This window comes from Pseudomonas sp. PDM22 (assembly GCF_014851965.1).
Taxonomy (GTDB): Bacteria; Pseudomonadota; Gammaproteobacteria; order Pseudomonadales; family Pseudomonadaceae; genus Pseudomonas.
Genome location: NZ_JACVAR010000013.1, coordinates 1 through 19,410, shown reverse-complemented (window position 1 = coordinate 19,410; position 19,410 = coordinate 1). Strand labels below are relative to the sequence as shown.

The window sequence follows — 19,410 nt, the reverse complement described above, 5'->3', positions numbered from 1 at the left end:
GCGCATGACCCGGGTTCAGCCCCCGCGTCAGAAAGCACCCTGCAGCGTGACCATGAAGTTGCGCGGCTCGCCGTAGAAGTTGCCCCAGGAAACGGCCCCCACGCTCTGGTAGTACTTCTTGTCGAACAGGTTGTTGCCGTTGAGCGCGACGGTCCAGTGGTCGTCGATGCGATAGCCCAGGCGGCCATTCCAGATGGCGTAGTCCGACTGCACCGACGTGACGTTCCCACTGCGCACGGATACGTCGCTCTGGGCCGTCACACCCGCGCCCACGTTCCAGCGATCCAGTTCCCCGGCCAGCTGGTAGTCAGCCCAGGCGCGGAACAGGTGGCGCGGAAAATAGGTGGTGGTGAAGGTCGGTTCCTGCGGGTTTTCTTCAGCGCTGTTGAGGTACTTGGTCTGGGTGTAGGTGTAGCCGGCCAGCAGTTGCAGCCGGTCGATGACCTCGCCACTGACTTCCGCCTCGAAGCCTTGCGCCCGGACCTTGCCTACGTCGGTGTAGCAGTAGCCGTCGGAGGAGCCGAGGCAGGTGGTGTCGTAGTTGGCTTCCGCGCGATGCTCCTCGACCGTGCGGAAGAGGTTGAGTGCCGTGTTGACGCGGCCGTCCAGCAACTCCCCCTTGATACCAAGTTCGTAGCTGGCCCCGGTCTTGGGTTGCAGCGGGCTGCCGGACTCGTCGGTGTAGGTGCTCTGCGGCTGGAAGATATCCGCGTAGCTGGTGTAGACGGACCACTGGTCGTTGAGGTCGTAGATCAGCGCCGCAAACGGCGTGACCTGGCCGTTTTCCTGGCTGCGGTCGTGCTGCCAGTAGTCCCAGGCCTGGGTGTAGGAATCGCGGCTGTTGCGATACCAGCTGACACGCGAGCCAAGGACGAAGGTCAGCGGCTCGGCGAGCTTCAGGCGCAGGGTGGCGTAGGTGCCGAACTGCCTCGTGTCCGACTCGGTGGGAATCGGGCCGCCACGGTAGGAGTTGGGGGCATAGAAATCATCCGCCGGCTCGGGAATGTGCGGGTTGGGGTGGAACGGGTCCTGGGTAGCGCCCAAGAGGCTCGACATGTTGATCAATGCCCAGCGGTCATGGGTCTTGGCGCGGCTGGCGTTGGCGCCGACTGTCAGTTCGTGCTGCAGGCCGAAGGCATCGAATTTGCCATCCAGGTAGGCATCGAAGCCATAGTCGGTCTGGTCGTAGTCGAACAGCCCGGAATACACCGAGGAAGGCGCCGAGGTCGCGCCCGGCGCAACGCCGCCTGAGGTCTCGGACAGAGCGTATTTCATGTTCTGGTCGTTGTGCGTCCAGACGCCAGCGAACTTGAAGGCCCAGTCCTCATTCAGCTGCTGGGACAGATCGGCGAACAGCGTGGTGCGCTCGCTCTCCCAGTTGTTCCAGGATGCGCCCAGGCAGGTCGAGCGACTGAGCTTCAGGTCCTTGCCATTGCTGTAGCGCGGCAGGCCGTGCCAGCAGGGCGTCGCGTCGAGCTTTTCGTAGGCGACGCCCAGGCCCAGCGTCGTGTCGGGGCTGACGTCGTAATCCAGCGCGCCATAGAGAATCTGGTCGTTGCGCTTGCCGACATCGTAGAAATACTGGCGATCCTGCAACGCCACCACGGTGCGACCGCGCAGCGTACCGGACTCGTTGAGCGGCCCACCGACATCCACCTGGCCACGATAGTTGTCCCACGAGCCGGCCGAGAGCGACAGCCTGGTTTGCGGCACACCCTGGCCACGCTTGCGGACGAAGTTCACCCCGCCGGTGGAGCTTCCCGAACCCTTCATCATGCCCGCCGCGCCCTTGAGTACTTCAACGCGATCGTAGAAGGCCATGTCCCCGGAAAAGCTGTTGGCCTGCACGTACTCGCCACCGACATCCAGCGGCACGCCGTCGTACTGGTACTGCCCCTGCATCATGAAGCCACGGGAATAGAAATACTTGCCGCCCATGGGCGACTCGTACACGGCGATTCCCGGCGTCTTCTCCATCGCCTGATCGATGGTGGTGATGTTCTGGTCATCCATGTAGCGGCGGGTCAGGACGGTGACCGACTGCGGCGTCTCGCGCAGGCTGTGCGCGCCCTTGCCGATGCTCACCGCGCGGGCGCTGTAGGAGTTGGTGCCCTCGGTGGTCGGGTCCAGCAGTTGGCTGGAGACGGTGGTGGCATCCATCTCCAGCACCGCGTCCGACGGCGCCGGCACCAGGCCGTAGCCACCGTTGTCCAGGCGCCGCACCGTCAGATTCGTCCCCGACAGGATGCGGGCGAAGCCGTCCTCGACGCCGTACTCTCCGTTCAACCCGCCACTGCGCTTGCCTTCGGTCAGGCCCGCATTCACCGAGATCGGGATGCCGGCGCGGCGCCCGAACTCGCCGAGCACCTGGTCCAGCGGGCCGGCGGGGATGGCGTACTGCTGGGTGCGGGTAGCGGTGGATTCGGCCTGCACCGGCATGGCCGGCAGCAGGGTGAGCGTGGAGCAGGACAGCAGGGCCAGACCAAGCGACTGGCGCAGGGCGCGGGTAATGGGGTGAAGCGTCATGGGCAGGGGGTCCGTTTCTCGTTGTTGGCCCGCAGGTGCGAGCAGGGATTTCTCCCTAGGCCAAGCGAGAAACAAAAACCTGCCGACTTTTCGAGAATTATTTTCATTGGCGCGATCTGGCGGTCTTCACCGCTTTAACGCGGGCCCACCGTCACCCAGTAACGCGTGCGGCGCTGGATGCGCACCGGCAGGCTGTCCTGCAGCATCGCCAGCACCTGGTCGGTGTCGCCCAGCGGGTAGGAGCCGCTCAGGCGAATGCCCGCAACGGCGGGGTCGCAGCGCAGCAGGCCGGGGCGATAGCGATCCAGCTCGGCGAGAAAGTCCGCCAGGCGCATGCGCTCGGCCACCAGGTAGCCGTCGACCCAGGCGCCGTCGTTCACATCCAGCGCCTGCGGAGCGCTGACGCCGGCCGCGCCAATGCGGGCTTGCGAGCCAGCCTCGATCACCCTCGCCTCGCCGCCGGCCAGGGAACTGGCGGCTACACGGCCCTGGGTCACCGCCAGCAGAGTGCCGCGCCCGTCGTTCTCGCGACGGACGCGAAAGCGCGTGCCCAGCGGTTGCAGCACGGCGTCGCCGCTGACGACCCGCAACGGCCGCCCGGCGCTGTCGCGGGCGGTGAGAATCTCGATCTCGCCGTAACGCAGGCGCAGCTCACGAACGCGGTCGGTGTAATGCAGATCGACCGCCGTGGCCGTGTTGAGCCACAGCTGCGTACCATCAGGCAGCGTGCGCTGCGTACGTTCGCCGGTTGCGGTGTGGTAATCCGCCATGGCGCCCTGCACCCAGGGCGTATCGCGCCCCTGCCAGGCCAGGCCACCGAGCAGGCCGAAGCCGACCAGCACCTTGAGCGCCTTGCGCCGGTCCATTTCGTCGTAGTGCCGGCGCCCGGCCAGTTGCCGCAGCAGCGGGTCGGCCAGCCGCCCGGCGTGGCGCTGCAGGCCCAGCGGGATGCTGCTCAGGCGCTGCCAGGCACGCTCGTGCTCGCTGTCGGCCTCACGCCAGAGCAGCAACTGGCGCTGCTCGGCCTCGCTCATGCAGCCCGACTGAGCCAGGGTGAACCAGGCAATCGCCTGGTCGCGGATGACATCGGAAATCGGCCGGGAATCGCCGTCGCGGGACATGGCGCTCATTCGAACCGGCACGCGTAGCAGGCGGTGAAGGCCTTGCTCATCGCCTTCTGCACCTGGTTGACGCTCAGCTCCAGGCGCAGGGCGATCTGCGGGTAGGTCAGGCCGTCCAGTTGCGACATCAGGAAGATTTCCCGCACTTGCGGCGCGAGGCCCTGCAGGAGTTCGTCGATCTCCACCAGCGCTTCGATCAGCAGCAGGCGCTCTTCCTCCGAAGGGGCCACCGCCTCAGGCCGCGCGGCCAGCGCTTCCAGATAGGCACGCTCGACCGCCTGGCGGCGCCAGCGGTTGATCAGCAGGCTGTTGGCGATGGTGGCGAGGTAGGCCAGCGGCTGGCGCAGGTCGGCGATGGCGCTGCGCGAACGCATCACGCGCACGAAGGTGTCCTGGGCCAGGTCCTCGGCATCGGCTTGCTCGCCCAGGCGGCGACGCAGCCAGCCTTTCAGCCAGCCATGGTGGGCAATGTAAAGCCGCTCAACATCCCTTTCGAATGCCCGCTCGCTGTCCATGAACGTCCAGTTTTGTTAAACATGATAATCGTTCTCAACAATACTGGATTTGCCCTGCCCTGCGCAATTCGGGCTGAACGCCGAGGGGATGACCTCTGCGTGCAGAAGTTCATCCCCGTGTCCCCTTCAGGGCTTGATGGCGATCTTCAGCACGCCGTCGCGCTGGTGGGCGAACAGGTCGTAGGCCTCGACGATGTTGTCGAGCGCGTAGTGGTGCGTCACCAGCGAGCCGAAGTCGGCGCGGTTCGACTCGATGATGCTCATCAGCCGGCGCATGCGCTCCTTGCCGCCGGGACACAGCGCGGTGTTGATGCGGTGGTCGCCCAGGCCGGCGGCGAAGGCGGACAGCGGAATCTGCACGTCCTTGGAATAAACGCCCAGGCTCGACAGGGTCCCGCCCGGCTTGAGCACTTTCATCGCCTGTTCGAAGGTACTCGGCAGGCCCAGGCACTCGATGGATGAATCCGCGCCGCGGCCGCCGGTGAGCTTCATCACCTCTTCCACTACGTCGCACTGCGTGAAGTCCAGGGTGACGTCGGCGCCCATGTTGCGGGAGATATCCAGCCGGTGTGCGTTGCCATCCACCGCGATGATGGTCGAGGCCCCCAGCAGGCGTGCGCCAGCCGTCGCGCACAGGCCGATCGGCCCCTGGGCGAAGATGACCACGGTGTCACCGATGCGGATGTTGGCGTTCTCGGCCCCCTTGAAGCCGGTCGACATGATGTCGGGGCACATCAGTACCTGTTCGTCGGTGAGGCTGTCCGGGATCGGCGCGAGGTTGCCTTCGGCATCCGGCACCAGCACGTACTCGGCCTGGGTACCATCGATCAGGTTGCCGAAGCGCCAGCCGGCGGTGGCCTTGTAGCCGTGGCAGGCGCAGCGGCCGCTCTCGATCAGGTAGCTGCCGTCCTGCGAGGGCACGCCGTCCTGTGCGGCATAGGAGTTGAAGTTCGGGCAGATCGCCCCGGCGATGACCCGCTGGCCTTCGCGGTAGCCTTTGACGGCACTGCCGAGCTTCTCGATGATCCCCACCGGTTCGTGGCCGACGGTCAGCCCCTTCGCCACCGGGTATTCACCTTTGAGGATGTGCACGTCGGTGCCGCAGATGGTGGTCGTGGTGATGCGGATCAGCGCGTCGTTGGGGCCGATTTCCGGGATGGGCTTGTCCGCCAGTTCGATTCGCCCGGGTTCCACGAAGATCGCCGCTTTCATCATTGCCATCGCTCTTTCTCCTTGCTCGGAATGCGCCATGGGTGCACATGGCCGGAGACGGCGCGGACCGCTGGATCGCGGCAACCGGCCGACCCGACCAGTGTGCTCGGCCGGGGCGAAGTCCGGTTGATGCATATCAAGCGCAGGGAAGCTCGCCCATCGGCCTGCCTGCCGCCAGGCGATTGGCCGCTGGCGACCCGATGGAGCATTGACCCGGATGGCCGGAAAACAAGTCGCGATCTGCCCGCCGGTCTACTCGCACTCCAGGCTGTAGCCGACGCCGTACACCGAGCGGATCGGATCGACCGCCGGGGTGATGGCGGTCAGCTTGCGCCGCAGGTTCTTCACGTGGCTGTCCACGGTGCGGTCGGCGACCACCCGGTGGTCCTGGTAGATGTGGTTCATCAGCTGGTCGCGCGACAGCACCTGCCCCGGCCGCGCCGCCAGCGCGGCAAGCATGCGAAACTCCACCGGCGTGAGGTCCAGCGCGATGCCCTGGTAGCGCGCGTGGAAGGTGCGCGCATCCAGCTCCAGCCCGAAGCTCGACGCCTGGGTGCCGGTACGCCGCAGCACGGCCTTGACCCGCGCCACCAGCTCGCGCGGCGAGAAGGGTTTGCAGATGTAGTCGTCGGCGCCCAGCTCCAGGCCGAGCAGACGGTCGATCTCGTCGACACGGGCGGTCATCATGATGATCGGCAGGCGACTGAAGCCGCGCAGCTCGCGGCAGATGTCGAGGCCGTCGCGGCCCGGCAGCATCAGGTCGAGCAGCATCAGGTCGTAGTGCTTGCCACGGACCGCCGGGACCACCTCCTGGCCGTCGGCGATATGTTCCACCTCGAAGCTCGCGGCACGCAGGTAGTCGCCCACCAGCGCGGCCAGCTTGGGTTCGTCTTCCACCAGCAGGATCTGTCCCTGGCTCACGCTTCACCTCCGGCGACCGGGAGTTCCAGTGTCAGCAGCAAACCGCCCAGCGCCGAGGCCCTGGCGCTCAGTTTGCCGCCATGCACCTCGGCGATGCCCCGGCAGATCGCCAGCCCGAGCCCGGTGCCACCGCTGGCGCGGTTGCGCGACCGTTCGGCACGGTAGAAGCGCTCGAACAGGCGCTCCAGCGAAGCCGCGTCCACACCTGGCGCGCTGTCCTCGCACTGCACCAGCACCCGCTCGCCGTCGTGCACCGCGCGCAGCACCGTCTGGCCGCCGCTGTCAGTGTAGCGGCGGCTGTTTTCCAGCAGGTTGTGCAGCAGCTGACCAAGGCGCGATTCGTCGCCCAGCACCCACAACGGCTGCTCCGGCAGTTCCACGCGCAACGTCAGGCCGCGCTCGGCGAAGCTCGCCTGGAAGGCCTCGGCCACCACCGGCAGCAGCACGCGCAGGTCGATGCGCTCGCGGCGGTAGGTCGGCCCGCCGACCTCGGCCAGGGACAGGTCGAACAGGTCATCCACCAGCTTGGTCAGCGCGCCCACCTCGCCCTGCAGCGAGCGCAACGCGGTGGCGTCCAGCGGGCGGATGCCGTCCTCCATCGCCTCCAGTTCGGCGCGCATCACCGCCAGCGGCGTGCGCAGTTCGTGGGAGATGTCGGCCATGAAATCGCGGCGCATGCGCTCGTTGCCGGCCAGGGTCGTGGCCATGCGGTTGAAGTCGCCGGCCAGTTGCCCGGCTTCGTCCTGCGAACGCACCGGCACCTGGATCGCATAGTCGCCGGCGGCCAGTTGGTGCGTGGCGCGCGCTACCTCGCGGATCGGCCGCAGCAGCGCGCGGCTCAGCCACCAGGCGATGATCGCGGTGCCCAGCAGGCAGGCCAGGCCGACCAGCAGGCTGGAGCGCAGCTGGTTGAGCTGGAAGCGCCGGTCACCGACGCTGGTCACCGATTGCAGCGGTGCCAGGGCCATCCAGCCGACCACGCGCCCTTCAAAGTTGATCGGCCGCAGCAGCATGTCGCCGGCGGCGGCGCGGTAGCCGATGATCGGTTTGCGCTGCTCGTCCAGCAGGGCGAAGCGGACGAAGGCACCGGTGAGGTCGGAGACGGTCAGCAGGCTGGGGTCGAAGGTCTTGTCGTCCTTGATGTCGTCCGGGCGCAGCAGTTCGAACCACTGGTCCTGGTCGCGGCGGATGAAGTCCCAGCTGCCGTTCTGCGCGTAGGCCTGCTCGATGCGCGGGACGATACGCTCCATGCGTTCCTCGGCCTGCTGGTTGAGGTAGCCGAGGAAACCGTACTTCAGGCTCAGGTAGGCGGCGAACACCATGCCCAGCACGGCGAAGGCGCACACCGCGAGCATGGCCAGGAAGAACTTGCTGGAAAGACTGACTTTCATGGCACCGCCGGGGCAATCGAAACTGCCGTCATTGAAGCGCGGCACCCCGCATGGGGCAAGGCAGCACGGGCAATCTCCCACTTTTCTGCACAATGGCTGCACATTTGCCGAGCAGCCTGGATCGTGAAAATCATTCCGGTCCGGAGTCCCACGGATGTCCTCCTTCTTCCCCTCGTTTTCCCCCTTGTCGCGTGCCCTGTTGCTGGGCACCGGCCTGTTCGTCCTCGGCGGTTGCCGCGATGAGAGCGCCGCCCCCACCCTGCCCGTGCAGGAAGTCGCGGTGTACCACGTCGCCAGCGCGCCCCAGGCCCTGAGCACCACCCTGCCCGGCCGCGCCAGCGCGCACCTGGTCGCCGAGATTCGCCCGCAGGTGGGCGGCATCCTGCTCAAGCGCCTGTTCGAGGAAGGCGCGACGGTGAAGGCCGGCCAGGCGCTCTACCAGATCGACCCGCAGACCTACGAGGCCGCCCTCGCCCAGGCCGAGGCCAGCGTCACTTCGGCACGCGCCACGCTCAAGGCGGCCGAGCTGAAAGCCAAGCGCGACGCGCAGCTGGTGAAGATCGACGCCATCAGCGCCGAGGACAACGAAAGCGCCCAGGCCTCGCTGCTCGAAGCCCGCGCCAGCCTGCAATCGGCGCAAGCCGCGCTGCGCACCGCGCGGATCAACCTCGGCTACACGAAGATCAATGCGCCCATCGCCGGTCGCACGTCCACCTCGTCGGTCACCGCCGGTGCGCTGGTCACCGCCGAGCAGACCACCGCGCTGACCACCGTGCAGCAGCTCGACCCGATCTACGTCGACTTCACCCAGCCCAGCACCACCCTGCTGCGCCTCAAGCGCGAGCTGGCCGAAGGCAAGCTTACGCGCGCCGAGGAGAAAGACGCCGCGCGCATCAGCCTGCAGCTGGAGGACGGCAGCACCTATGCCCACGACGGCACCCTCACCTTCAACGGCGTGAGCGTGGATGAGAGCACCGGCAGCGTGACCCTGCGCGCCCTGGTGCCCAACCCCGACGGCCTGCTGCTTCCGGGCATGTACATCAAGGCGACGTTGCAGGAGGGCGTGCAACCGGACGCTATCCTGGTGCCGCAGCAGGGCGTCAGTCGTGACGAACGCGGCGGCGCTACCGCGCTGGTCGTGGTGGACGGCAAGGTGGAGCAGCGCGAGCTGACCCTGGACCGTGCCGTGGGCAACCGCTGGTGGGTGAGCAAGGGCCTGGAGGATGGCGACCAGCTGATCGTCCAGGGTCTGCAGAAGGTCCGCGTCGGCCAGCCGGTGCAGGCCATTGACTGGAAGAACGGCAAGGCCGGCGACACCAGCCTGACCGCCCGCAACGACAGCACCGACTGAGGCCCAAGCCATGGCACGCTTCTTCATCGACCGGCCGATCTTCGCCTGGGTCATCGCCATCCTGGTGATGCTCGGCGGTATCCTCGCCATCTACCAGCTGCCGCTGGCGCAGTACCCCAACATCGCGCCGCCGCAGATCAGCCTCAACGCCACCTACACCGGCGCCTCGGCCAAGACCATGGAAGACTCGGTGACCCAGGTCATCGAGCAGCAGATGACCGGGCTCAACGGCCTGACCTATATGTCATCCAGCAGCAGCTCGGCGGGCAGCGCCACCATCACCCTGACCTTCGAGGCCGGCACCGACGTCAACACCGCGCAGATGCTGGTGCAGACCAAGCTGGAGCAGGCCAAGGCGCGCCTGCCGGAAACCGTGCAGCAACAGGGCATCGAGATCCGCAACTCGGCCAGCGACTTCCTGATCATCGTCTCGCTGGTCTCGGACAACCCCGAGGTCAGCGCCACCGACATCAGCGACTTCATCTCCAGCACGCTGTACGACCAGATCAGCCGGGTCAACGGCGTGGGTGAAGTCACCACCCTGGGCTCCAGCTACGCCATGCGCATCTGGCTCGACCCGGACAAGCTCAAGCAGTACTCGCTGATGCCCTCGGACGTCAGCAGCGCGCTCACCGCGCAGAACGTCGACACCTCCGCCGGCCAGCTCGGCGCCCTGCCCGCCCGCCCCGGCCAGCAGCTCAACGCGACCATCAGCGCGCGCAGCAAACTGCAGACCGCCGCGCAGTTCCGCGACCTGGTGCTCAAGTACTCCAGCAATGGCGCGGTGGTGACCCTGGCGGACGTGGCGCGCGTGGAGCTAGGCAGCGAAAGCTACGACGTGGTCGCCGAACACAACGGCCGGCCCTCAGGCGGCCTGGCAGTGAGCCTGGCCACCGGCGCCAACGCGCTGGACGTCTCCGAAGCCGTGCAGGCCAAGCTCGAGGAGCTTGCGAAATTCTTCCCCAGCAAGCTGCAACTGCGCAGCGAAGTGGCTTACAACACCGCGCCCTTCGTGAAGATTTCCATCGAGGAAGTGGTCAAGACGCTGTTCGAGGCCATCGCCCTCGTCGTGCTCATCATGTACCTGTTCCTGCAGAACATCCGCGCCACCCTGATCCCGGCCATCGCCGTGCCGGTGGTGCTGCTGGGCACCTTCGGCGTGCTCGCACTGATGGGCTACTCGATCAACACACTGACCATGTTCGGCATGGTCCTGGCCATCGGCTTGCTGGTGGACGACGCCATCGTGGTGGTGGAGAACGTCGAGCGGATCATCGCCGAGAAAGGTCTGTCGCCCCGCGAAGCGACTCGCCAGTCCATGGGCGAGATCAGCGGCGCGCTGATCGGCATCGCCGTGGTGCTCTCGGCGGTGTTCGTGCCGATGGCCTTTTTCGGCGGCTCCACCGGCGTGATCTACCGGCAGTTCTCGGTGACCATGGTAGCCGCCATGGCGCTCTCGGTGCTGGTCGCCATGACCCTCACCCCGGCGCTGTGCGCCACCCTGCTCAAGCCCGATGCGAAGCACGGCGAACCACGCCGTGGCTTCTTCGGCTGGTTCAACCGCACCTTCGAGCGCGGCTCGCGTGACTACCAGCGCGGCGTCGGCGCCGTGCTGGCGCGGCCGCTGCGTGCGCTGGTGATCTATGCGCTGGTGCTGGGCGGCGTGGGTGTGATGTTCCACAAGCTGCCCACCGCGTTCCTCCCCGACGAGGACCAGGGCATGCTCATGATGATGATGACCCTGCCGGTGGGCGGCACCGACGAGCGCCTGCAGGACGTCACCCGCGAGGTGCAGCAGTACATGCTGCAGCAGCCGGAAGTCGCCTCGGTGCTCACCGTGCGCGGCCTGGGCAACGGCGGCAACGCGCAGAACTCCGGGCGCGGCTTCATCAAGCTCAAGGACTGGAGCGAGCGCCAGGGCGACGAACACAGCGCCGCTGCCGTGGCCCGTCGAGCCAACATGGCGCTGTCGAAGATCCTCGACGCCAACGTCTTCGTCATCTCGCCGCCGGCGATCCAGGGCCTGGGCGAAAGCTCCGGCTTCGACATCCAGCTGCAGGACCTCGCCGGCCTCGGCCACGCCGAGCTGCTCAAGGCCCGAGATACCTTCCTGCAACTGGCGGCCAAGGACCCGCGCCTGGCCAACGTGCGCGCCCAGGGCCTGGAGGACACCCCGCAGCTCAACGTCGACATCGACGACCGCAAGGCCGGCGCCATGGGCGTGGCCTCCGGTGACATCAACGACACCCTGAGCGCAGTCATGGGCGGCAGCTACGTCAACGACTTCCTCGACGCCGGCCGGGTGAAGAAGGTCTACCTCCAGGGCGATGCCGACAAGCGCATGCAGGCCGAGGACATCGGCGACTGGTACGTGCGCAACTCCAGCAGTGCCATGGTGCCGCTGTCGGCCTTCACCAGCACCCGCTGGAGCACCGCCTCGCCGCTGCTGGAGCGCTACAACGGCTTCGGCTCCTACGAGCTGGTGGGCGAACCGGCAGCCGGCGTCAGCTCCGGCGACGCCATGGCGGCGGTGGAGCAGATCATGACCCAGCTGCCCGAAGGCATCGGCTACGCCTGGACCGGCCAGTCCTACCAGGAACGCCTCGCCGGCAACCAGGCGCCGCTGCTCTACGCCATCTCCATCCTCTTCGTGTTCCTCTGCCTGGCCGCGCTGTACGAGAGCTGGTCGGTACCCTTCGCGGTGATGCTGGTGGTGCCGCTGGGCATCCTCGGCGCGCTGCTGCTGACCGGCTTGCGCGGGCTGTCCAACGATGTCTACTTCCAGGTCGGCCTGCTGACCACCGTGGGCCTGGCGGCGAAGAACGCCATCCTCATCGTCGAGTTCGCCAAGGAGAACCACGAGCGCGGCCAGGACCTGCTGGCGGCCACACTGGAGGCGGTGCGGGTGCGCCTGCGCCCGGTGCTGATGACCTCCCTGGCCTTCATCCTCGGCGTGTTGCCGCTGGCTCTCTCCAGCGGTGCCGGTGCCGGCGGACGCCAGGCCATCGGCACCGGCGTGCTCGGCGGGATGCTCGCCGCCACCCTGCTCGGCCTGTTCTTCATCCCCCTGTTCTATGTGCTGGTGCAGCGCGTGGCCTCGCGCCGCAATGCCACCCGCGACGTCACCGCTGCAGGAGAAGCCTGATGCGTCTTTCCCCGATTCCCCTGGTCCTGGCGATGTTGCTCGGCGGCTGCGTGAACCTCGCGCCCGACTATCAACGCCCGAACGCCCCGGTGGCCAGCCAGTGGTCCACCGCTACCCCGGCCGGCCAGGCCAGCGCCGATATCGCCTGGCGCGAGCTGTTCGTCGATGCCCGCCTGCGCGACACCGTCGCCCGCGCCCTGGCCAACAACCGCGACCTGCGCGTCGCAGCGCTGAACGTCGAGTACCAGCAGGCGCAGTACCGCATCCAGCGTTCGGCGCTGTTCCCGGCGGTCTCCGCCACCGCCGACGGCACCCGCCAGCGCTCGGTGTCCGATGGCAGCAACGCGGTCAGCAGTCAGTACAGCGTCGGCCTCGGCGTGAGCAGCTACGAGCTGGACCTGTTCGGTCGCCTGGGCAACCTGAAGGACGCCGCGCTGGAGGACTACCTGTCCCTGGAGCAGACCCGGCGCAGCACGCAGATCAGCCTGGTGGCCGAAGTCGCCAGCGCCTGGATGACCCTGGCCGCCGACCAGCAACTGCTGAGCCTGGCGAAAGAAACCTACGCCAGCCAGCAGAAGACCTACGAGCTGACACAGCAGAGCCACGGCCTGGGCGGCCAGTCCGGACTGAGCCTGGCGCAGTCGCTGAGCACCGTGGAGTCGGCGCGCGCCGACGCGGCCAACTACGCGAGCCAGGTCGAGCAGGACCGCAACGCACTGGAGCTGCTGGTGGGCGAGCGCCTCGACGACAGCCTGCTGCCGGGCGATGCGAAACTCGACGCCGCGCTGCTGGTCAATGTTCCCGCCGGCCTGCCCTCGACATTGCTGCAACGCCGCCCCGACGTACTGGCCGCCGAGCACACGCTCAAGGCCGCCAACGCCGACATCGGCGCCGCGCGTGCGGCGTTCTTCCCCAGCGTGACCCTGACCGCCAGCGGCGGCAGTGCCAGCAGCGAGCTGTCAGGGCTGTTCAAGTCCGGCAGCCGCGCCTGGAGCTTCGCCCCGTCGATCAACCTGCCGATCTTCAACGCCGGCAGCAACCGCGCCAGCCTCGACGCGGCAAAGATCACCCGCGACATCGACGTTGCCAAGTACGAGAAGACCCTGCAGACCGCCTTCAGCGAAGTCGCCGACGCCCTCTCGGTACGCGGCCACATCAGCGAACGCCTCAACGCCCAGCGCAGCCTGACCCAGGCCACCAGGAAGAGCTACGACCTGTCGCTGGCGCTGTACAAGCAGGGCTCGCAGAGCTTCCTCGAGGTGCTCGATGCACAACGCTCGCTGTACTCGGCGCAGCAGACGCAGATCACCCTGGAGCTGTCCGAGCAGGTCAACCGGGTGACCCTGTACAAGACCCTCGGTGGCGGCTGGCAGGGCTGAATGCCGGGCGGATGAATCGGTCGGCGCCTGCGGAGGTTACAATGGCGCCCACACCGATTTCCCGGAGCCCGCTGCAGATGTTCACCCTCGCCATCCTCGACACCTCTCCTCCCGAATCCCTGAAGAGCCAGGTGCTGCAGATGGTGGTGGACTATTTCAGCGACATCAGTCCGGTGCCGCTGACGCCGAGCAACCCGCTGTTCCAGCTGTACCAGTATGTGATCGGCTTCGAGGTACACCTGTACCTGCAGGCCATGGACGGTTCCCCGGAAAGTCCCGCACGCCTGATCCTCGCCCTCGACGACGAAGACCCGTCGCAGGTGCTCGGCTTCGCCCTCTACCTGCCGAGCCAGGACGACGCCGGGGCCTGCACCCTGGCCTACCTCGCCGTCCAGGCCAGCCACCGCCGCCGGGGCATGGCCCGCGCCATGCTGCAGAAGATGACCGCACACCGCCCCCACGCCGAACTGGCCTGCGCGGCGGGCAAGGTGCCGGTCTTCGAGGCGATGGGCTTCCAGGTCCTCGCCGCTCAGGGGCCGCATGTGCTGATGAACACCCGCGCCCACCGCTCCGACGGCATGGTCGCCGTGCAGGACCTGGCGCCGATCTACCAGTCCAAGGAAGTGCGGCAGATCCACACCTACCTGGTAAAGCAGAACGGCAGCAAGGCGATGCGCGAGGCCGAGAAGAAACGCGACCGCCTGCTCGACCAGATGACCTGGCAGGCGCAGGAGCTGGTGAAGGTGCGCTTCCCCACCCTCCACTGAGTGCCCTCTGCTGCCCGTATGGCCGCCCCTCGACAGACCGGCATTCCATCTGTTGCACCCAGGGCGCAGTCCAGCTGCCGCCTTCATCAAGGAACGACGAACAACATGGATGAAACTTTCCAGGGGAGCTGCCTGTGCGGCTCGGTCAGGTATGCAGCGACCACGGCACCCAAGGCTGTCAGCCATTGCCATTGCAGCCAATGCCGAAAAAGCCACGGAGCGGCCTTTGCCAGCTACGGCAGCGTGCCGCGCGGGGATCTGCGAATTCTGGCTGGTGCGGAGGGCATCCGATCCTATTCGTCGTCGGTCGGTACGCTGCGTCAGTTCTGCTCCAACTGTGGTTCTTCGCTGTTCTGGTCAACGAGCCAAGGGGAGTTTTCCGATTGGATTTCCATAGCCCTTGGCACGCTGGACAGCACCTTCGAACCGGCCAGACAGAAGCATGTCCATGTCAGTAACCGAGCTTCATGGCTGCGCTTTCCAGAGTCCTGATCTGACAATACATAGCCGGTTCAGCAGGCAGATAACGGCCAGAAGCGGACGCTCGGAGATGGAACTGATTCCCCCTTTTCACGGCTATGATCTCTTGCTACGCGTCTTGCTGTGCGGAAGTCGATGTTCTGCTTCTTGGGACTTTAGGTCAGAAAGGATAACGACCATGAAGGGATTTACTCGCGCAGTAGTCGTATCAATGCTGCTGCTTTCAAGTACCGCTAATGCCGGCTCCTGGTTTCAACCGTGCGAAACGGCCCTGACCACGCCCCCCTTCCGCAAATTGAATGACTTCTACCTCCCCCATTCGGACGAGCGCCAACCCACGCTCTGCTTCCGTCTCAACGATAGAGAGTTTCTGGTCACGCTAATCGACACCGGCCGGGTCTTGCAGGGCTTGTACTATTTCAACGCCAGCAATGGTACATACGCCTTCGCAGATCGGTATCGCAGGGAAAATCTTTCAGTTCCGCTTGAGTTTGACGGCCCTAACAAGAAACATTTTGCACTCCTTCGGACCGATAGCCTGCATGGAGGAGATTGGGACGCCATCTACGAAGTGCTCTACCTCAAGCCCAAAAAGGAAGGGAAAGCGTTTGAGCTGGAAGAATTGTTCTACGTGAAGCAAGACCCAGGGGTCGGCATGTGTGGTGAACGTGTGCTTAACGGTGTGGCAGCTAACATCGACTCCGTCAACGTGGAGAACGAAGGTACTTCCAAGACAACGCTCGAGTTCAAACTCACTGAACAGAGTTGTCCGGACGGAGATACACGTTCGGTCCAGCGCCGATTTGCGTGGCAGTCAAACCATTTTGTAGAGCAGAAGCACTGACCGCTTCGGGCCAATCCCAAAAATGGGGCTTCCGGTCTGAGCTGCCAGTGTCCGCTATGGGTCGGATTCTCCCGCCACTCCTTGGCAGCTTGAAACCCCAGATTGGAGATGTGTTCGCTCACCCATTGCAACGCAGACCTTCAAGGCGCCGCATCGCATGGCGCGCATCATCGAGCACCGAGTCAAAAATGGCTTCCACGCTTTGCACAGCGTCGGCAAATACGATCGACGGGCCGTAATCGAGCATGCCTTGGCGGCTATCCCCGGTCTTGTAGGCTTGAGTGGTCAGCGCTCCCATGACGTGAGGGCGATAGCTTTCGAAATCGCTCGCTCCCGCTGCGTCCAATGCTGCAACAGCCTTGGCGCTGTCATTGTTGAGGACTCGGTGATGTTGCCGCAGGCCGGTCTTCACGATGATGCTTTCTGTGCCATCGCTTTGCACCAGTCGCTCCTTGTACTGGCGGTGAATCCACAGCTCCTCGGCTACCAGCATCCGCGACCCCATCAGGACGGCCTCGGCTCCCATCAACAGCGTCGCCGCCAGTTGGCTTCCGGTGCCGATCCCTCCACCGATAACCACCGGGATGGAAACCTCTTTCGGTGCATGGGCGGCTTGAACCATGCTGCTGATGCCGTAGGTTCCTGGATGGCCGCCGCAGTCGTTGCCAACGACGATCACCGCATCCACGCCAAGACGCGCGGCTGAGCGCGCGTAGCGAACCGCCGGAACCTTGTGCAGAACCTTGATGCCCGCTTCCTGCAGCGCCGGTAGAACAGCTTCCGGGCTACCACCCGATGTCTCGACACAGAGGACTTCTTCCTCGGCAAGAATCCTCATCTGCTGACGCAAGCGCTCGGTTGCGCCGGCCTGGCCAGAAAGGTAGAGATTCACCCCGAACCCTTTGCCCGAGGTGAGGCTGCGACACCGACGAAGCTGTTCGCGGAATTCCTCCAGATCGGGGAAGCCGGCAGCAACCACAAATCCCATCCCGCCTGCGTTGACCACCGACGCGACATAGTTGGCGTCTGACACCCCAGGCCCCATACCGCCACAAAGAATGGGATGAGGGATCCCGAGCATCTCGGTAATGCGAGTTCTGAAGAGCTGGTTACGCATGGGCACTCCGGTTCAGCGAAGAGCTGGGAAAGGCGGAGTTAACCGCCCTTGGGGAAGAAAGCTGTGGTGTTCCGCCGACGCTCGGCGCGCCATGAGCTCAGAAATACCCTTATAGCTGAACACTTGTTCAGCAGTAAAGGGCACTCCCCCTCTGTCGAAGGCCCTCGCCAATCCTCGATCAAGCCTGCTGCGGAAGGCCCATGGCTTCGCGCCTGTCGAGTACGCCAGATACCAGGGCCAGTGCCAGAGCGCCGAGGGACAACAGTCCGCCGGCCCAATTCGGGGCAACCAGGCCGAAACCCGCGCTAATCACCCTGCCCCCTACCCAGGCGCCGATGGCATTGCCCAGGTTGAAGAGGCCGATGTTCACGGCGGCGGCAAGGGTGGGAGCTCCCGCAGCCGCTGCCTTATCCAGAACCAGCTTCTGAATCGGCGACACGGTGGCGAAGCCAAAGCCCGCCATCAGCGCAATGCACAAAACGGACATCCACTGGCTGTGAGCGGTAAAAGCGAATACGAACAGGACGATCGCCTGAGCGAGCAGTGTGATGTAGAGCAGCGGCATCAGTGAGCGATCGGCAAAGCGCCCGCCGAGAGAATTCCCGGCAAACAGACCGATGCCGAAGGCCATCATCAGCCATACAACTGCGGACTCAGAGAAGCCGGCGACTTCCGTCATCATGGGCGCAATGTAGGTGATTGAGGTGAAGAACGAAGCTGGGCCGAGAACGGTGATACCCATTGCCAGCAGTACCCTGGAGTTCTTGAACGCTGCCAGCTCCTGACGAACGTTTGCACCTTTGCTCCCGCCGACATCGGGAATCATGTAGACCACCGCTAGCAAGCCGATGATGCCGATAGCGGTGATAGCGTAGAACGTCGCCCGCCAGGAAATGAACTGGCTCAACCAGGTGCCGGCAGGCACACCGAGCAGGGTGGCCAGCGCCATACCCGAAAACATGAAGGCAATCGCGCTGACCCGTTTGTTGGGAGCTACCAGTTCAGCGGCGAGGATCGAACCTATGCCAATGAAGGCCCCGTGGGTCAGCGAGGTAATCACTCGGCCGAGCAGTGCCATTGGGAAACTCGTCGCGGCGGCCGTCATGAGATTTCCCAGGACGAAGAGAACCATCAGGATCGCGAGCATCCGTTTACGCGGCAGCTGTCCGCCCAGAATGATCAACAACGGTGCGCCGAGAAAGACGCCCAGTGCATAGGAGGTCGCCAGGTACCCGGCTTGTGGGATGGTGATGCCATATTCGGCCGCCATTTCCGGCAACAACCCGGCGATGACGAACTCGGTGGTGCCGATCCCGAACGTTCCGATCGCGAGGGCCCAGATAGCGAGGGGCATTGATAGTGTCTCCATAAACGAGTGAGAGCCGACCAGGTGATGGAGAGCCGGCCAGCGCGTGCTCGAGATTCTATGGATGACTTTCAGCTCGATAAACGCGCTACTTATTGTCACTATGTAGACTTCAGGTCTACAGAGACTTCCCATGCTCCCCATCGAATCGTTGAGCGGAATCACCACCTTCGTGGTGGCGGCTCGCGCACACAGCTTCACGGACGCCGCTGCGCAGTTGGGCGTGTCCAAATCTGCGGTCGGCAAGTCGATTGCCCGCCTGGAAGAGCGGTTGGGGGTAAAGCTGTTTCTCCGTACGACGCGGCGAGTGACATTGTCTGCCGACGGTCAGGCTTACTTCGCGGCCTGCTCCGCTGCCCTGGAGGAAATAGGCGCCGCCGAGAACAGCCTGGGGGCCCGTGCCATGAGTCCATCCGGTCGCCTGCGCATCGACATGCCGGTGGTCTTCGGACGCAAGGTCATGATGCCGATTCTGCTGGAGATCGGGTGTCGGTATCCCGATCTGCATTTCACGATGACATTTGCCGATCACCTCATTGATCCGATCGAGGAAGGCGTTGACCTGGCGATCCGTTTCGGGGAGCCGAAGGACTCGACTGAATTGATCGCACGCCGCTTGACCAGTCAGCGTTGGGTGATCTGCGGCGCGCCGAAGTACCTCGATAAGCGCGGCACCCCGGTCACTCTCGATGACCTCGAGCTTCATCAGGGTATCGTAGGGTATCGGCGCGACCAGCCCTTATCCTGGCGGGTTTCAATCGAGGGGGCGGCACAACGATTCAGCCCTCCGGCGACGCACCAGCTCGGTGACGGAGATGCGATTGTCGACGCAACGCTTGCCGGTCTGGGGCTGTGCCAGATTCCGGAGTCACTGGTACGAGAACACATCGCCGAAGGGCGTCTGGTGACAGTACTGGATGAATTCACCCAGGATCTGATCGACGTCCATGCGGTCTGGCCAAGGGCGGCCCATTTGCGGCCGAAGGTCAAGTGCGTTGTCGAGACGCTGGTGGAATTAGGGAGACTAGGGCAGTTGGGCTGAGCAGGTGAACTCTGGCTACAGCAGGTCACATTGCGGACGTCCGTTTCCCGCCAGAAGCGGGCATATACCGACGCAGCCTTGGGCGAGCCGCCTGCGTGCGTCCGCTATGGGTCCAGGCTGTGTGAAAACAGCAAAGGGCTTACACCAGAGGTGCATTTGGAATTGAGCCCCGAAGGTGCATGCGACGATATCGACCACAGGCTGTTAGCCGCTGCCAGAGTCTTCTGGGGCTA

General features: G+C 65.1%; 15 protein-coding genes. 7 read left to right on the top strand and 8 right to left on the bottom strand.

Features of this window, described 5'->3' with window-relative positions; all coding sequences use genetic code 11:
• Positions 1-27: 27 nt before the first annotated feature.
• The 6 genes from IB255_RS30045 to IB255_RS30020 form a co-directional block, all read right to left on the bottom strand.
• Positions 28-2,526, bottom strand: coding sequence for a TonB-dependent siderophore receptor (locus IB255_RS30045; RefSeq protein ID WP_192211266.1), 2,499 nt, complete (start codon positions 2,524-2,526; stop codon positions 28-30).
• 134 nt (positions 2,527-2,660) lie between these two features.
• Positions 2,661-3,656, bottom strand: a complete 996-nt coding sequence (locus IB255_RS30040) for a FecR domain-containing protein (RefSeq protein ID WP_192211265.1) — start codon at positions 3,654-3,656, stop codon at positions 2,661-2,663.
• Entirely contained in the window at positions 3,653-4,162 is a 510-nt protein-coding gene (locus tag IB255_RS30035) for a sigma-70 family RNA polymerase sigma factor (protein WP_192211264.1), read from the bottom strand. Before IB255_RS30035 ends, IB255_RS30040 begins: the two co-directional genes overlap by 4 nt.
• Before the next feature lie 126 nt (positions 4,163-4,288).
• Positions 4,289-5,383 carry an NAD(P)-dependent alcohol dehydrogenase gene (locus IB255_RS30030; RefSeq protein ID WP_081518434.1) on the bottom strand — a complete coding sequence of 365 codons (1,095 nt, stop codon included), beginning with the start codon at positions 5,381-5,383 and terminating at the stop codon, positions 4,289-4,291.
• A gap of 243 nt (positions 5,384-5,626) precedes the next feature.
• Positions 5,627-6,295: a response regulator gene (locus tag IB255_RS30025; RefSeq protein ID WP_081518435.1), complete on the bottom strand. Its 669-nt coding sequence runs from the start codon at positions 6,293-6,295 to the stop codon at positions 5,627-5,629.
• Positions 6,292-7,686, bottom strand: coding sequence for an ATP-binding protein (locus IB255_RS30020; protein ID WP_192211263.1), 1,395 nt, complete (start codon positions 7,684-7,686; stop codon positions 6,292-6,294). Before IB255_RS30020 ends, IB255_RS30025 begins: the two co-directional genes overlap by 4 nt.
• Positions 7,687-7,840: 154 nt before the next feature.
• Between IB255_RS30020 and IB255_RS30015 the strand changes: the two genes are divergently transcribed.
• The 6 genes from IB255_RS30015 to IB255_RS29990 all read left to right on the top strand — a co-directional run bounded on the left by IB255_RS30015 (position 7,841) and on the right by IB255_RS29990 (position 15,652).
• Positions 7,841-9,037, top strand: coding sequence for an efflux RND transporter periplasmic adaptor subunit (locus tag IB255_RS30015; RefSeq protein WP_192211262.1), 1,197 nt, complete (start codon positions 7,841-7,843; stop codon positions 9,035-9,037).
• A gap of 10 nt (positions 9,038-9,047) precedes the next feature.
• The gene (locus tag IB255_RS30010; RefSeq protein ID WP_192211261.1) at positions 9,048-12,182 is read left to right on the top strand and encodes an efflux RND transporter permease subunit; all 3,135 of its coding nucleotides are present in this window, start codon (positions 9,048-9,050) and stop codon (positions 12,180-12,182) included.
• Complete coding sequence (locus IB255_RS30005; protein ID WP_192211260.1) at positions 12,182-13,561, top strand: efflux transporter outer membrane subunit; 1,380 nt, start codon at positions 12,182-12,184, stop codon at positions 13,559-13,561. The genes IB255_RS30010 and IB255_RS30005 overlap by 1 nt, the downstream gene beginning before the upstream one ends.
• A 77-nt stretch (positions 13,562-13,638) precedes the next feature.
• Entirely contained in the window at positions 13,639-14,328 is a 690-nt protein-coding gene (locus IB255_RS30000; protein WP_192211259.1) for a GNAT family N-acetyltransferase, read from the top strand.
• A 105-nt stretch (positions 14,329-14,433) separates the two neighbouring features.
• The gene (locus IB255_RS29995; protein WP_192211258.1) at positions 14,434-14,820 is read left to right on the top strand and encodes a GFA family protein; all 387 of its coding nucleotides are present in this window, start codon (positions 14,434-14,436) and stop codon (positions 14,818-14,820) included.
• A 166-nt stretch (positions 14,821-14,986) separates the two neighbouring features.
• Positions 14,987-15,652 (top strand): hypothetical protein, encoded by a 666-nt coding sequence (locus IB255_RS29990; RefSeq protein WP_192211257.1) that lies wholly within the window; start codon positions 14,987-14,989, stop codon positions 15,650-15,652.
• Positions 15,653-15,770: 118 nt separating this feature from the next.
• On the opposite strand, the gene IB255_RS29985 is transcribed toward IB255_RS29990, so the two are convergent.
• Entirely contained in the window at positions 15,771-16,769 is a 999-nt protein-coding gene (locus tag IB255_RS29985; protein WP_192211256.1) for an NAD(P)H-dependent flavin oxidoreductase, read from the bottom strand.
• Positions 16,770-16,947: 178 nt separating this feature from the next.
• Positions 16,948-18,123 carry an MFS transporter gene (locus IB255_RS29980; protein WP_192211255.1) on the bottom strand — a complete coding sequence of 392 codons (1,176 nt, stop codon included), beginning with the start codon at positions 18,121-18,123 and terminating at the stop codon, positions 16,948-16,950.
• A gap of 145 nt (positions 18,124-18,268) precedes the next feature.
• On the opposite strand from IB255_RS29980, the gene IB255_RS29975 reads away from it, so the two are divergent.
• Positions 18,269-19,177, top strand: a complete 909-nt coding sequence (locus IB255_RS29975) for a LysR family transcriptional regulator (protein WP_192211254.1) — start codon at positions 18,269-18,271, stop codon at positions 19,175-19,177.
• Positions 19,178-19,410 lie beyond the last annotated feature (233 nt).

Bases quoted from the DNA above. Each gene is read 5' to 3' on its own strand.
- IB255_RS30045 (WP_192211266.1), bottom strand. From the start codon at position 2,526: ATGACGCTTCACCCCATTACCCGCGCCCTGCGCCAGTCGCTTGGTCTG.
- IB255_RS30040 (WP_192211265.1), bottom strand. From the start codon at position 3,656: ATGAGCGCCATGTCCCGCGACGGCGATTCCCGGCCGATTTCCGATGTC.
- IB255_RS30035 (WP_192211264.1), bottom strand. From the start codon at position 4,162: ATGGACAGCGAGCGGGCATTCGAAAGGGATGTTGAGCGGCTTTACATT.
- IB255_RS30030 (WP_081518434.1), bottom strand. From the start codon at position 5,383: ATGGCAATGATGAAAGCGGCGATCTTCGTGGAACCCGGGCGAATCGAA.
- IB255_RS30020 (WP_192211263.1), bottom strand. From the start codon at position 7,686: ATGAAAGTCAGTCTTTCCAGCAAGTTCTTCCTGGCCATGCTCGCGGTG.
- IB255_RS30015 (WP_192211262.1), top strand. From the start codon at position 7,841: ATGTCCTCCTTCTTCCCCTCGTTTTCCCCCTTGTCGCGTGCCCTGTTG.
- IB255_RS30010 (WP_192211261.1), top strand. From the start codon at position 9,048: ATGGCACGCTTCTTCATCGACCGGCCGATCTTCGCCTGGGTCATCGCC.
- IB255_RS30005 (WP_192211260.1), top strand. From the start codon at position 12,182: ATGCGTCTTTCCCCGATTCCCCTGGTCCTGGCGATGTTGCTCGGCGGC.
- IB255_RS30000 (WP_192211259.1), top strand. From the start codon at position 13,639: ATGTTCACCCTCGCCATCCTCGACACCTCTCCTCCCGAATCCCTGAAG.
- IB255_RS29995 (WP_192211258.1), top strand. From the start codon at position 14,434: ATGGATGAAACTTTCCAGGGGAGCTGCCTGTGCGGCTCGGTCAGGTAT.
- IB255_RS29990 (WP_192211257.1), top strand. From the start codon at position 14,987: ATGAAGGGATTTACTCGCGCAGTAGTCGTATCAATGCTGCTGCTTTCA.
- IB255_RS29985 (WP_192211256.1), bottom strand. From the start codon at position 16,769: ATGCGTAACCAGCTCTTCAGAACTCGCATTACCGAGATGCTCGGGATC.
- IB255_RS29980 (WP_192211255.1), bottom strand. From the start codon at position 18,123: ATGCCCCTCGCTATCTGGGCCCTCGCGATCGGAACGTTCGGGATCGGC.
- IB255_RS29975 (WP_192211254.1), top strand. From the start codon at position 18,269: ATGCTCCCCATCGAATCGTTGAGCGGAATCACCACCTTCGTGGTGGCG.